Annotated in this window: 13 protein-coding genes; all 13 read left to right on the forward strand. The window is 52.8% G+C overall.

The genetic code is table 11. The features are described from left to right. Position 1: 1 nt before the first annotated feature. The 13 genes from MRY86_RS02615 (at position 2) to MRY86_RS02675 (ending at position 13,504) form a co-directional block, all read left to right on the forward strand. Positions 2-364, forward strand: a complete 363-nt coding sequence (locus MRY86_RS02615) for a hypothetical protein (RefSeq protein ID WP_293569076.1) — start codon at positions 2-4, stop codon at positions 362-364. Beyond that, complete coding sequence (locus MRY86_RS02620; protein WP_293569078.1) at positions 364-642, forward strand: hypothetical protein; 279 nt, start codon at positions 364-366, stop codon at positions 640-642. The genes MRY86_RS02615 and MRY86_RS02620 overlap by 1 nt, the downstream gene beginning before the upstream one ends. Positions 643-666: 24 nt before the next feature. Beyond that, positions 667-918, forward strand: coding sequence for a hypothetical protein (locus MRY86_RS02625; protein ID WP_293569080.1), 252 nt, complete (start codon positions 667-669; stop codon positions 916-918). A gap of 5 nt (positions 919-923) precedes the next feature. Next, complete coding sequence (locus MRY86_RS02630) at positions 924-1,679, forward strand: hypothetical protein (RefSeq protein ID WP_293569082.1); 756 nt, start codon at positions 924-926, stop codon at positions 1,677-1,679. 35 nt (positions 1,680-1,714) lie between these two features. Continuing rightward, on the forward strand, positions 1,715-2,569 hold the full coding sequence (locus MRY86_RS02635; RefSeq protein WP_293569084.1) for a hypothetical protein: 855 nt from the start codon (positions 1,715-1,717) through the stop codon (positions 2,567-2,569). A 38-nt stretch (positions 2,570-2,607) separates the two neighbouring features. Next, positions 2,608-4,794: a hypothetical protein gene (locus MRY86_RS02640; RefSeq protein WP_293569086.1), complete on the forward strand. Its 2,187-nt coding sequence runs from the start codon at positions 2,608-2,610 to the stop codon at positions 4,792-4,794. A gap of 3 nt (positions 4,795-4,797) precedes the next feature. Next, positions 4,798-5,385, forward strand: coding sequence for a hypothetical protein (locus MRY86_RS02645; protein ID WP_293569088.1), 588 nt, complete (start codon positions 4,798-4,800; stop codon positions 5,383-5,385). 2 nt (positions 5,386-5,387) lie between these two features. Continuing rightward, complete coding sequence (locus MRY86_RS02650; protein WP_293569090.1) at positions 5,388-5,813, forward strand: hypothetical protein; 426 nt, start codon at positions 5,388-5,390, stop codon at positions 5,811-5,813. Positions 5,814-5,862: 49 nt separating this feature from the next. Beyond that, positions 5,863-6,264: a hypothetical protein gene (locus tag MRY86_RS02655; protein ID WP_293569092.1), complete on the forward strand. Its 402-nt coding sequence runs from the start codon at positions 5,863-5,865 to the stop codon at positions 6,262-6,264. Between the two features lie 54 nt (positions 6,265-6,318). Beyond that, positions 6,319-7,872 (forward strand): S8 family serine peptidase, encoded by a 1,554-nt coding sequence (locus tag MRY86_RS02660; RefSeq protein WP_293569094.1) that lies wholly within the window; start codon positions 6,319-6,321, stop codon positions 7,870-7,872. 81 nt (positions 7,873-7,953) lie between these two features. Further along, positions 7,954-8,367: a hypothetical protein gene (locus tag MRY86_RS02665; protein WP_293569096.1), complete on the forward strand. Its 414-nt coding sequence runs from the start codon at positions 7,954-7,956 to the stop codon at positions 8,365-8,367. A gap of 183 nt (positions 8,368-8,550) precedes the next feature. After that, a complete protein-coding gene (locus tag MRY86_RS02670) occupies positions 8,551-8,706 on the forward strand; it encodes a hypothetical protein (RefSeq protein ID WP_293569098.1) in 156 nt (51 codons plus the stop codon). Between the two features lie 28 nt (positions 8,707-8,734). Further along, positions 8,735-13,504, forward strand: a complete 4,770-nt coding sequence (locus tag MRY86_RS02675) for a methyltransferase (RefSeq protein WP_293569100.1) — start codon at positions 8,735-8,737, stop codon at positions 13,502-13,504. Position 13,505: the final 1 nt, after the last annotated feature.

A 13,505-nucleotide genomic window follows, 5' to 3' on the forward strand; every position in this document is an offset into this window, starting at 1 on the left:
CATGGCATTTTGCGTAGGCGGAAAATGGTGCAGGAGGCAAGAATGCCGCAACCGGTGCAAGAGCTGGTTTGGGCAGCAGCCTGATGTGGAGCGGCAATGCAAAGCCCTCTGCAATAACAACATCAGCTTTACCCGAGAAGAATTCCTATGCTCTGGCAACTACGTAGATGATGCACTGATAATACTGAGCTATGGCTATGACCCCTGCCAGGAAAGCGGCGCTTCAGTCGAGGATATATTCGACCCGCTGAACGACCGGGAAAGGCAAGATGCAGAACTGGAAAAATTCACGCCAGTGATACTCGGCGGCGGCTTATTGCTGCTCGCAGCACTGGTGATTTTGATAATGGTAATCCGAAGCTGATGGACCCAACAGCGGCAGCAAGCGCAGGTGGCGGAGGAATGGCAGCAGACCCGGTAACGGCTATTGCCAACCTGGGGACCGAGATGTACCGGTTTTTCCAGTCTGGCATAGATGCGCTGACTTTCAAAAGCAAAGCCAGGTGGGACAATCTGCCCGAATGGCTGAGCCCGGCAGACTTCCAGCAGGAGGATTACACGATGGAAACTATACTCGGCGGCATCGCAATCGCTTTCGTCATATTGGTGATCGTCATTGCAGTCATCGCAGTAAGGAAATAACGCCCCCCGGCAATGCCTTTGAGAATGAAGATATTCGACTTTTTTGACCACGGTAGCACAAAAATAGGCTACGCAGGCACAGCGCTCTACTGGATATTTGAAAACCAAGAGGCAGTCCTGGGCGCGATTCTTTCTTTGTGCATGGTGATAAGCTCGATTGCTTACCACACTTACAAAGTGATTTCGATAAGAAACGATGAACGCCGAAAAGAAGAACGTCACCGACAAGAACTTTTGCAAGACCAGGAGCGGCACAACCGCGACATAAACAATTAATAACGATGAGTAAGACAATCGAACAAATTACGACCCTGCTGATCAGCGACCGCAACCAGGCGGCTTACGAAAATCAGCGCTTTTTCGTCAACGGCCTCGATGCCCCTGTAGGCTTGAAAGAGCTGCTACAGGAGATCATCCGCCGTCTCAATCTGTCTGTGAGCCCTGACGGCTCCGAGACGAAAGTAAATGCAGGCAGCAACGTGACTGTGACCGGCTCCGGCACTACTGCCGACCCCTACGTGATCGCGGCTACCGGTGGCAGCGCAGCCGACGGCTCTGAAACGAAGGTGAACGCAGGCGCGAACATCACCGTGACCGGCTCCGGAACAGTTGCTGACCCCTATGTGATCGCTGGCTCTGCCGGTGGTGGTTCCTTCTCCCGTGATAGCCTGAGCAGCGGCACCGTGACGGTGGAATCCGACCGCTTTGGCGGCAACGCTTCCGTCCTGAGCAACCCGGCTCCGGGAGAATACACCCTTACCGCACAGGCAGGCGCACACGTGGCGAATGCGACCGTTTTCGGAAACAACACCACACTGAATGCCAGCCAGGAAATGATTATCCGGGTAAACAACAGCGCGAACAGCCAAGACCGGCGCTTCCTGGTGCAGTTGTATGATGCCAACAACGGCGCACTCGTAGACCAGCAGGTGACGGCAACCGTCCATACCCAGGCTGTAGCCGGTAACGTGACCACCATCACGATTCCTGGGCTCAACGGCTTTGGTGCAACAGGTTTTTATGTAGAACTGCGATAAGCAGCCTACAAATACTGAACTCGAAATATAAAGCTATGAAACACCTACTTTCAGCACTATTCCTATGCCTTGCGGTAACTGCCTTTGGGCAATTCCGCATGGTTTCCAACGGCATCCCCAGCTGGACGGTCGTTGATGATTCCACCTACACTGCTACGGTGAATTTCCAGTCTGATCAGACGGGCTTCGGCTACCTGGCCAATGCCATCGCTGATACCTTCCGGCTATTCACCGGCACCGAGCAGTTGTACCGGGTGAGCGCGGTTGCCAACACGACCTTCTCCAGCGCAGACCTGACCGTGATCGAGGTTTCCAACCAGTACACGACCACCAACGGCGCACCAACGGGGCAGGTCATGGTCTTCAACCCCGATGGGCGCGAGACAATCCCGCAGAACCCGTTCGGCAGTACCGGTAGTACTGCACAAATCCAGGCAGCGATTGACACCTACAACGCCAGGGTGAGAGCAACGGCGGACGCAGGCGGAGGCTTGACTTACACCGGCATCGTCTATGACACCCTGGCCCTAAACGGGGTGACAGTCAACTACACTTACGAAGGGGGCAGCGGAGCACAGCTTGTCAATGCCGCAGCGGGCGACTATCAGATCACGGTCCTAAAAGACACCCACGTGCATGAGGTCAGCATCTTCGGAGACAACACAACCCTGAACGCCTCCCAGGAGATGATCTTCCGGATAGACAACAGTGCTAACGGCGCAGCCAGGCGGGTGTCCGTCCAACTCTACGATGCCAACAACAGTGCTTTGGTGGACCAGCAAACGACCAGCACCGTCCACACGCAAGCCGTCTCGGGCAGCTTGACCACTATTACCGTGCCGGGCCTCAACGGCTTTGGCGCGACCGGCTTCTACATCGAAGCACGATAAATTCAATTTGAACGAGGGGTAAAACCACTGCAATAGCTATGAAACACTACATCCTTTCCCTGCTTTTCCTATGTCTAGCGCTATCCGTCCAGGCACAATTCCGGATGGCCAGCGACAATACCCCGAGCTGGGCCAGCGTGAACGATTCCACCTATATCGCCTCAGTGTCGTTCTCCGCAGACCAGACAGGCTTTGGCTACCTTGCAAACCAGATCGACACCACATTCCGGCTATTCACTGGCACGGAGCAGCTCTACCGGGTAGATTCGGTATGGAATGCGTTCTTCTCCTCTGCCGACCTTCGCGTAGTGGAGATCGGCCCAACGAATGGTAGCCCGGCGGGGCAGGTGATGGTGTTCGACCCTGATGGGCGCAGGACAATTCCTGCGGTGCCATTTGGGAGCACGGGCAGTACGGCGCAGCTGCAGGCGGCGGTAGTTAGTTGGAATGCTAAGAACTTGTCGCCTTCTGGCTTAATACAGGAAGGGGCTAACAATAATGAAGTTATCAGGTGGAACTCTGCAACAGAGCGGTGGGAGCCAGAGCCGGTAAATTCCATTGAATACCTATTAGAATCAGATACAATTTCAGTTTGCAATGATGGCTCATGCGACTATGAGACATTGAACCAGGCTCTGGAATATGCCAGTTTCTACACTAGCGTATATGATAGCCTGGACGGTAATAAATTTATAATCATTGACATAGAGAATAATCAAGATGGGTCAAAGACTATTTTGTACGATAAAGTTAACCTGGTCGGAGGTAATTGGGGAAATGTGAAAATCACCACTGGGGGAGATACTTTGCTGGTAAACCACGATAATTTCTCTGATAGGTTTTTTACTGCAAAAGCATGTAGCCCGCCTCCAATTTTTGAAATATTCAATGCTTTAACTGACCCAAATGCATCCTTGCCGCCTGGCTCAGGCATGTTATTTATAGACTGCTCTGGTATTAGCTCAAGCAGTATTACATTAGATAGTTTCGATGCATCAGGGTTGTTTTTATCAAGCTGCACTGGAACTATCTCGAATTATAAAACTACTTATAAAGGGACGCCCGGTTTCGATACTGGTTTATGGATACAAAGCTCTAGCATTTACATTGCAGGAACTAACGTAATTTCTGGGTGGGGCAGAGGAGTAGTAGTCAAGCGCAATGCAAATGTTTACCTAAATGGGCTATCAACTCCAAATTATATCAATCGAGGTGTAGAAGTAGGGGGCGCTCACGTAGTTATTGCTAACTCGGACCTTAGGAAAGATGGAGCCACTGAAGCAGCTTCTGACCTTATGCAAGATTTAGTACCAGTTGCTTGCATGCTTTTCAACACGACAGCAGGTACGAACTTTACAAAAAACGTGCCTGGCAGCCACGGCATATTTTACTCAAACGCAGATCCAGCACCTTTCCAAGAATCCACAACAGCCCAAGAACCAGCAGCATCCTCAGGCATAAGATATTACTGGAATACCGATTGCAACTGCTTAAAAGTAACCAAAGACGGGCTTACCTGGCAAGACCAAGACCAAAGCCTTGCTTCCCAACTGCCCAAAGGCCCCGTTACGATCGACGCCCAAAACAACGCCTGGGTGATCGACACCGCCGGGATCATCCGCTTCCAGGACCTGAACGGCAGCAAGGTAGACTATCAGTTCGTCCTATCGCCTAATACCTCTATACCGCTGCTCATCAACCGCTATGAGGCAGGCGACACAATGGGCATCCGTATGCAGGCAGGCGAAACTTACCTGCGCAACAGCACCGGCGAGTTTAGCCTATCGGATATAGTGACAATCTACACCGGTAGCCTCTTCGAGAACGACGCAGACACCCTGGATGCAGGCGTGGCCTTTCAGCACATCACAAAACTGGAGAGCGCGGAGCTGGAAGGCTTCACTGCCACCGATAGCACACTGACTTATACAGGAACACAAAGCAAACGATTCCTACTGCAGTACAACGCCAACGTCAATTTCAACGCAGGCAGCGCAGGCACCTGGCGAGTGGATATTCGTCCTTATGTCAACGCGGTCAACATCGACCGGGCCAACAGCACCGGTTTGGTAGAAACCTCTGGAGCAGACGATGACTTGCGGATGCTATCGGGCAGCGCCGTAGTCACGCTCAATACCAACGATGTAATCTCGCTCCGCAATACCGCGACCATCGGCATCAACTATATCCTTGACAACCTTAACCTATCACTTACTGAACTTTAAGCTATGAAACACTTAATTCTCCTTATTGCAATGGCAATGCCATTTTTGAGTATTGCGCAGCCTACAACAGCACAACCAGAAATCCGGGATTCTCTATTCAAGGACGCTGCCTTCCGGGGCATCATCGGAGATGTATTGTACGAAGTCGCGCTTGATGAAGTGGCCGACACATCGGACTACAGTATCTCCGTTCGCCCGTTCTTCGACCGCTACCTTACTGCACCATCGAACTCACGGGATTACTTCGTAGATATGGTCGCTACGGCTACCCTGAACAACAGCCAGTCGGTTATCAATCTGAATGGTGTCCAAACCATCCAAAGCCAGGTAGAGTACATCCTAAAGACCCTCAAGATTTGGCAGGGCCCAGTCAACGCCTACATGCGTCAAAAACAAGGCGTCTATGCCTTCCCCTACGATCTTGGCGGCATAGAGGCACAGATTACTGCTTTGAGCGATCAGATTACTGCTTTGCAATCTGACCTAAGTACGGCTCAAACTGATATCTCAACCGTAAATACCAATTTGACCAGCATACAGGCAGCAGTCGATGATTTGAACACAAGAGTTCAAGCAATAGAAGGGCAATAGCTATGATCTGGACAGCAATAGCCGCCATACTATCCTACGCCATAGCCGGTGCCTTCAACGGAGCAATGGACAAGCTACAGTTTCATTATTCGAAGTCCATCTTCCCAAAGGGCAGCCAGTATTGGAATCCGGCTGTGTCGTGGCGGAATAAATACAAAAACGGAGATGTCAACCAGGGCCCGAAGTTTCCGGGCTCCACCACCATCTTCGTATGGCTCACAGACGGCTGGCACCTTTTCCAGACAGGGTACTTATCCTTCCAACGCCTGGCTTTGGTTCTTGCCGCATCCAACCTTTACCAGTTCTCCACGGAGCGCTGGGAAAACATCGGCAGCTGGGCAATAGTCTGGCTGGCACTGATATGGGTACACGCCGCAGGGTTTCATTTGACGTACAGCGTACTTCTAACGAAGAAAGACGCCCGATAGGCGCACAGCACAGGAAAATCAGGAAAAGACTAACAAAACCACTGAAGTTATGCAACGCAAACTCACATTCGTGGTTGGTCTTGCCCTGATCGCTATGGGCGTTACCGACTGCGCCATGAAGCAGGACCAGGAGCCGCAATCGGTGCCGGTTTCCTATTCCAACACCATCGACGTAGCCGAAGGCAGCGAGCTCTATGTAGCCGACGTGCTGTGGAGCTACGAAACCAGCCACCCCATCTCATTCGGAAATTTCGAGGAAAAGACCATCACCGTCACGCATCACATGGAGGATGCTTTCGTGTACCTGGTATTCGACCGAGTACCCAAGCCGGAAGACTTCACACTTATGCTGGAGCCCCCGGTGCCTGGCGCAAAGGTCGTAAAAATCCTCACCCGGCGAAGATGGCCCGTCCCCGACCCGGAACTTCCGAATGACACCATCACCCAATAACTTATTCCCTGCCCGCCGAAGCCAACAGGCGAAGGCGGGAACAAAACTGAAGCTATGAAACACATTCAACGCTTGCTGGAAAAGCAAGCCCTGGAGCACTACAAACGGCAATTGGAGGAAGGTTTCGACGTGGTACTGCCACCCGAGCCGACCCTGCCCGTCAGTGCGGCCTACGCAAGCAGCACAACGAACTACCCGATCGAGAAAGCACAGATCGGCGCATTCGTGGAAAATGTGCTGCAAAAGCACGGCATCCGCCGCAAGGTCCACATCATCGTCCTGGACACCGGCGCAAAATCCCGGAATAAGTACATCGCCAAAAACTTCCGCGATCTCGGACGTGACCACACCACCGACAACAACCCCTGGGACGAGCATGGGCATTTCTCCTTCTGCGCCAGCCAGGTGCTTGGGTTCAATGAAAACCCCATCGGCCCGCTGCGGTACCCAGGTGTTCCGGAGGACTGGTGGAGCTGGTCAGGCGAAAAGCTACTCAACCGTGGCGGTTCCGGAATGTACTCCTGGATTGCCACCGCTTTGGAACACGCCTGGGACATCGCCAACAACCTGCAAAACCAGGGCCATGCCGTAATTATCACTAATTCGTACGGCGGTGGCGGCTTCAATCAGGAGATTGCGGATATCTTCAAGGACTTCCGGGCGCAAGGGCATTTCGCATTTGCGGCAGCTGGCAACAGCGGCAACAACGGCGTGAACTTCCCCGGCAACATCGGCCCGGACGAGCTGGGCGAAATCCTGTTTGCTATCGGCGCGGTAGACCGTAATGACCGCGTGGCTCCCTTCAGCTCACGAGGACAAGGCGTGGACTACATGAGCTACGGCGTGTCCAACCTTGGCTGCGGGCCAGGAGAGGAAGAAATGCGCACCGGCAGCGGCACAAGCTACTCCACACCGTTCGCAGTCGGCTGTACGGCGCTCCTGCTCGGTGTATTCCCGGAGATCAAAAATATGGCAGACCTGGAGCACGTCCTGACCTCCGGCGCAACCGACCTTGGTGCACCCGGGAAGGACAACGACTACGGGCGCGGGCTCATCCGCCTCGACAAATACGCGGAAGATGACCTGCCCGGCGACAACCCGGACAACCCCGGCGACGAGCCAGACGAGCCAGGAGACGAACCCGACGAGCCGACACCGGAGCCGGAAATGCCCTTGCGCAACCTGAGCCTTCAGACGCAGCCCGGCGAGATTTTCCATGTGAAATGGGCAGTGATGACCCCGGCGCAAGAGGCAGCGCTTGGTATTTTGTCTTTTCTCGACCCAATACTGGTCGATCTGGACGACCCCCAGGCGGCTGCCTACGAATGGAAAAGCCTCTACCTGCGCGACGTCTTGGTGTACATCAAAACCGACAAATCCAGCGCACAGATCGAGAAGGAGCTCATCGAGTTCCTGCGCTCCCACTGGCCCGACGGCCGGCGCGGTGTGCTCCTGGCCCCACCTGCCGACCATCAGGAAGGCGGCTGGGCGTGTATGCACTTTGCGAAGATGTTCGCCAAGCGGCAAGGCTACAGCGTGTACGGCATCGAAGCGAAGTGCTTCCTGGAGGACAGCCCTATGTTCGTCCAAGTGGAGAGCATAGACTAAAGAGAGTGTTGTTCAATCCGCTGCCGGGAAGCCCCCGGGCCGAACGGCAGCTATTTTTCAATCTTAATTCAATATGAAGCTATGGAAACACTAAATCAGTACGGCATCGACGCCTTCACAGCAGGCGCAGATACCGCCGAAGACCTCTGGAAACTGTACGACGCCATCTACCTCGATGACCGCAAGGTAAACGGGGAAGACCTGGTTGACCTGGTACGCCTGGGCCCTGCCGCCGGTGCCAGCCTCGTGCAATTCATCAACAAAGCCGGGCAGCTCGGCAAAGAGTGGGACGACCTGACGGACGAAGAACTCGCCCAGCTCGACCAAATCCTGATCGAGAAGGTCGGCAACACCGATCTGCGCGACGCCATCAAGCACCTGCTCAACTTCAGCGTGGCCATCGACCGCCTGACCGAGCAGCGCAAGCCCAACACCCCGGACGGCGAAAATCCGGACACGGCACAGCCTGACCAGGAAGACCCGGCGCTACAGTAATCAAACGCTCACACTGCTGATTGCAGGAGTGTGAGCGTAGCTTCAAAAGCGGGCAGGGCTTTGGCTCTGCCTGCTTAAAAAAAAACAATAACATGAAACAGGAGGACTTAAAACTATGGCTGACTGGCCTGGCCATCTTCGCCGGGCTCATGCTGATTATCAACCTTAAAAAATACTTCTAGCATGGCAGCAGCAGAAGCAACTGGCAAAGCAGCAGTAACCGGCTTGGATGTGCTTTTTACCGCCATCAATAGCAAATGGTTCCAATGGATGGTCATTCTAATACTCACCATCATTTTTTTGCGCTTCCTGGAGAAAAGGTGGTGCCAGGAAATTTGATTCATCTACGGGCAAAATAGCAGCATCTATGACACTGGAGCAACTGCAACAAGCGGACGAGCAAATCAGGAACGGCGAAATCACCGATATCGGCCGTATCAAAGAGCTTTTTGCCCAGGCGGTAGCGCATGAGGAGCAGCTGAAGGCAGAAATCAACAAACGGTACACCCTCAAAGAGCTAAAGTCGATGTACCGGATGTACAGCGATGCCAAAAAAGCAGAGGCGGTTGACCGGGCTTATGATGATTTCCTGATGTCATTCAATCTTTCCGGCTCCGTATCTTACAATCCGTTCGGCGGGGAGAGCATGAAAGATGCCCTAAAGAAAAAAGTAGAAGGGCAGACACAGGAAGAACTGGATGAATACATCGAGCGCCGCAAAACTGCCATCGAGGAGCGCCGGAAAGCCCTGGAAAACCCGGAAACGCTAAGCGAATTTCAAACCTTCATACGCTGGAAAGGGCGATCTGCACTAACAGAGGAGCAAAATCAGCGTTTGGAACAGCTCATTGCCGACCAAACCCTTGAAAAGCAAAAGGAGGAAGCCAAGCGCCGGGCTACGGTCAGCCAGGTCAACCTGGACGGCGTAGGCATGGAGCTGAAAGAAACCAAGCACACCAAGAAAGGCTATGACTTATTCGTAGTTGAGCTTTCTGACCGCGTAGACCGGGAAGTTTTCAACGAGCTGAAGGGCAAAGCCAAACGCCTTGGCGGATGGTACAGCAGCTACCAGGGAGGCGGGGCAATCCCAGGGTTTCAGTTCAAAGAAAAAACTGCAGCTGAACAATTTATGGCCTTGCAAAAAGGCGATGTAGACCGTGGCGAACAGATAGAGGAAAAAATACAGAATAAGCAGATGACCGTTGCCGACCGGTTCCGCGCATCTGCCGATAAGATGGAAGCGGAAGGGCGCGAAAGCTTGTCTGCCGACAGAAAGACGAATACGGCCCGCCGCGTCCGGATGGCCCAAAGCGCCGAAGCCGATGCCGAAGGCAAAATTTGGTTCGCCAAAGTCATGCGCAACATCGCCCAGGGCATTGAGGACGGCAATATCAAATACCTCAGCCTGGTGGACAGTATGGTACAGCTGACCGAGCTGCAATCCTTGCTCAACCGGGCGCATTACGAGCGTATGCGCAAAGAGGACATCCGGTACGACCTATGGCAGGATGCCAAGGACGATAACAAGAGTGTAGAGTACGTCAAATACCCCATCCCCACTTATCACTTTGAGCGCCTTGACCGCATCTTCGCCACCATCAAAAACACCAAAGGCATTGCCATGCGCATGAAGCGTATCGGCAAATTAATGATGCAGGCCAAGCGCCAAGGTGACCACCTAGTAAAAGTGGGCTACCGAAGCGAGATTGACGATCTGCGCCGCATTGTGGAGCGGGTACCCGACCGGTACGACCAGTCTTATATCAAAGACGAAATATTACGCCTAGACCGAATACAGCGGATGGGGCTGGTCAATCTTCCCACCCTAAAAACCGCCCTGCGCGAGTACATCCAGTTCAAAAAGGTAGACGTGCTTTCACCCGAAGAGCAGCGCGAAAAAGAGATACGCGGCCTGGAGCGGGAGTTTGTCGGTAAAAAGATCGAAGGGTTCTTCCCAACGCCCCGCCCACTGGCTGAAACGATGGTAGACCTGCTCGATATACAGGAAGGCGATAGGGTCTGTGAGCCCTCCGCAGGCCTCGGCCATTTGGCGGATGTTGCCACCGAAGAAAACCCCGGCATCGACATTACTCTGATTGAGCAATACTGGCCACTGGTAGAAGCCCTGCGCAAAAAAGGCTATGAGCAAGTCGTGCAAGGCGATTTCCTGGAATACAACGAGCGTAAGTTCGACCGCATCCTGATGAACCCGCCTTTTGAAAACCTCGCAGACATCGACCACGTGCGCCACGCCTACAGCCTGCTCAATCCGGACGGAAAGCTCGTCGCTATTATGGCCAACAACAAGCAAGGCACCCGGCAGAAAGTCCGGGAGTTCTCAGAATGGCTGGATGAGATCGGCGCATTCGTTCAGGATAACGAGCCCGGCGCTTTTCAGTCTGCTTTCCGCCCTACTGGCGTAAATACGATTTTGGTGGCGATTGACAAGGTGGAGGAAGCGGCTGAACCTGTAGAAACGGAAGCACAGCCACCAGTTCAAGTGGCAACCCAAGAAGTTCAGCCTGCAACAGAGCCCGGCGACGAGTTGGAAATCCTAAAATTTGACCTGGACTGGATCCCCGAGCCCAAGCGCGGAGGTGTGTATAGCAACCCGGAAATGGAGCGCTTTTACCATATCATGTCGGATGCGGTAGAACTACCAAATCCGCAATCAGAAACAGCCGCCAGGATTTACGAGCACCTGAAAGCCGCCGATGAATACACAAGGCAGCATTTTAAGGATGATGCCCGGATTGAAAGAGGCACCATCCTGCCTTTAAAGTACGTCGAATCCTACTTGTTCAGTGCCGTACATCAGCCCATACGGTCTGCTATGCAACATAACTCTGGTGCGTTGATGCTCCGCGAAAACCGAACCAGGGATTTTGTCGTCAATCACGTTATTGAGGTTTTCAAGTATTGGGTACGCCAAGCAAACATCTACGCAAAGTCCATGTCTGACCCTGATTTTTGGGAAGCACCTACGTTTTCTCAATTCATCGGCAAGTACCTGGAGTACGGCAAAATGAATCCTACAAGCATTGGTGCGTCTACAAACCCCACTACCCTTAATGTTTCAGAAGTCGTCGAGTACGCTCTGCGCAAATATTTTGGAGGTTGTTACGGATATTTCCGTGTCAGCCCCGAGGCATTTACCGAGGAAATCAAATCCCAGATCAGCGTAATGAACCTGAGCTACGAAATCAGGGGGCAAGGCCCGACCCTGAATAGGCTGATTAGTTTGGCGCTAGATGGCAAAATGCCCGCTAATCTGGTTGGAGAACTTGTTGACAGGGAGATTCAGGCAGATGCTGAAAAGATGTTTGATAAGTTCACCAAAGACCGGGAAATCGTAAAGGCGGCTGCGACTTCGCTTTACCGGGCTTTTGTCGAAAAGGATTACAGTTACACAGCGGGCAATTATACCAAAGCTTTGGGCAACCTAAAAGGGCAGTATGACAGTGACACGATGATCGACCTGAAGGGGACCAGTCGAAATTTTGGCATAACGGCAAAGAGTGGCTGGAGCCTGGTGGAGAGAAAAGTCAATACCCTCGGGTTTTTGCTGGCTGCTTACTTGGAAACGCCTGACGACCAAGTTAGAGCCTCTATTGAGGAGTACGCTGAGGAAAAAGGGTGCTTTGCCAACGACTACATGTCGGCTGATTTTTGGAAGACCACGCCACCGGTGCAGACATTGAAGGAAGGGTATGAGAAGTATATTTTAGAGGAAAAGCCTACCAAAGAAACGAACATTCCAATGACAGCCCAGGATGCTATCAACCGCACAATGCCAGTCGTAAAAGGCAAAGAAATTACTTTGAGCCTGCCCAACGGCGAAAAGCGCCGCGCACAATTCGCTTTGGTCGAGCTGGACAATACCCTTGCCAGCCATAGCCATAAGACCTTTGCCAGTACGCCAGGCTATCCTACGAATGCCCAGGGCGAGAACATCAACGACCGCAACTACGAAGACGATAAGGCCGCGCAGGCCCGGGTGCAGGAGATGGCTAAAAATCTTGACCCCTTCCAGTTGATCACCACCAGCCGGACACCCAGCGGCACGCCGATTGTTGCCGGGGAGCAAGTTGGCGGGGAATGGATTGTTGTTTCTGGCAACAACCGGACGATGAGCCTGAAATTAGCAGAGCGGGAGCATCCGGAGAAGTACGAAGCTTACGTTGATGCCCTGAGAGAAGAACTGCCCGCCTTCGGTATCGCCCCTGACTCGCTCAATCAATTTGGGCTGCCCTTCCTGGTCCGGATTGACTACGGATTCCCGGCATTCCAAACCCAGGAACTGGCGAAGTACAACCAATCGGACATGAAAGGCAAACGCCAGGTGGATAAAGCCATCGAGCGCAGTAATGCTTTGCGCGAAAATGAATTTTGCTCGGCGAGGATACCCATTATGCTGAATAACTACGAGCGGATGTCCGATTTCTACAGCGACCGCAACGCGCAGAAGGAAATGCTCGATATGCTTATCCAATGCAACCTGGTTACGCAGCAGTCTGTCCCGGAATACTACGACGAAGGCTACTTCACGAGTGCCGGAAAGGAGTTAGTTGAAAGCGTATTGGCTGGTATTGTCTTGGACAAAGCAGCCCTAAAAGCGACTGAGCGTGATGGTCTGAAACAAGCCCGCCGCGTCATCGTCTATGCCATCCCTGCCCTGATGAGCAACAACACATTAAAGGAAGGCAGCCTGATCAAACAGGTGAATGAAGCTATTTTGTACCTGAACGACCAAAAGGCGTCCGGGCTCCCCTTTGACCAGTACATCAACCAAGGTGCGCTTTTTGCCGAAAAACAGTACAGCAAGGAGGCAGTATACCTTAGCCGGTTGATCTCAATGGGGCAGCGTAAGTTCAAACAATCAATCCTTTCCTACAATCAATCCCTGCGCAACTCCGGAGGCGCTGCATTATTCGAAGACCAAGCTGTTACGCCCGCAGAAGCCTTCAAAGCTTACGTAATCGATCAAATCCCAGAGGCAGAGGCAAAGTTGATCGAACAGCATAGTAAGCCCGCCCAGGAAGCGAACCCAAAACCTGGTACCAGAGCTCAGGCTAAACTCAAACTCGCGAAAGCCAAAAAGAAGAAGAAACTAAAACTGCTGCAGTTGGCAGCATAAA

The sequence above is a fragment of the Phaeodactylibacter sp. genome (genome assembly GCF_022763345.1).
Taxonomy (GTDB): domain Bacteria; phylum Bacteroidota; class Bacteroidia; order Chitinophagales; family Saprospiraceae; genus Phaeodactylibacter.

Bases quoted from the DNA above. Each gene is read 5' to 3' on its own strand.
- MRY86_RS02615 (WP_293569076.1), top strand. From the start codon at position 2: ATGGCATTTTGCGTAGGCGGAAAATGGTGCAGGAGGCAAGAATGCCGC.
- MRY86_RS02620 (WP_293569078.1), top strand. From the start codon at position 364: ATGGACCCAACAGCGGCAGCAAGCGCAGGTGGCGGAGGAATGGCAGCA.
- MRY86_RS02625 (WP_293569080.1), top strand. From the start codon at position 667: ATGAAGATATTCGACTTTTTTGACCACGGTAGCACAAAAATAGGCTAC.
- MRY86_RS02630 (WP_293569082.1), top strand. From the start codon at position 924: ATGAGTAAGACAATCGAACAAATTACGACCCTGCTGATCAGCGACCGC.
- MRY86_RS02635 (WP_293569084.1), top strand. From the start codon at position 1,715: ATGAAACACCTACTTTCAGCACTATTCCTATGCCTTGCGGTAACTGCC.
- MRY86_RS02640 (WP_293569086.1), top strand. From the start codon at position 2,608: ATGAAACACTACATCCTTTCCCTGCTTTTCCTATGTCTAGCGCTATCC.
- MRY86_RS02645 (WP_293569088.1), top strand. From the start codon at position 4,798: ATGAAACACTTAATTCTCCTTATTGCAATGGCAATGCCATTTTTGAGT.
- MRY86_RS02650 (WP_293569090.1), top strand. From the start codon at position 5,388: ATGATCTGGACAGCAATAGCCGCCATACTATCCTACGCCATAGCCGGT.
- MRY86_RS02655 (WP_293569092.1), top strand. From the start codon at position 5,863: ATGCAACGCAAACTCACATTCGTGGTTGGTCTTGCCCTGATCGCTATG.
- MRY86_RS02660 (WP_293569094.1), top strand. From the start codon at position 6,319: ATGAAACACATTCAACGCTTGCTGGAAAAGCAAGCCCTGGAGCACTAC.
- MRY86_RS02665 (WP_293569096.1), top strand. From the start codon at position 7,954: ATGGAAACACTAAATCAGTACGGCATCGACGCCTTCACAGCAGGCGCA.
- MRY86_RS02670 (WP_293569098.1), top strand. From the start codon at position 8,551: ATGGCAGCAGCAGAAGCAACTGGCAAAGCAGCAGTAACCGGCTTGGAT.
- MRY86_RS02675 (WP_293569100.1), top strand. From the start codon at position 8,735: ATGACACTGGAGCAACTGCAACAAGCGGACGAGCAAATCAGGAACGGC.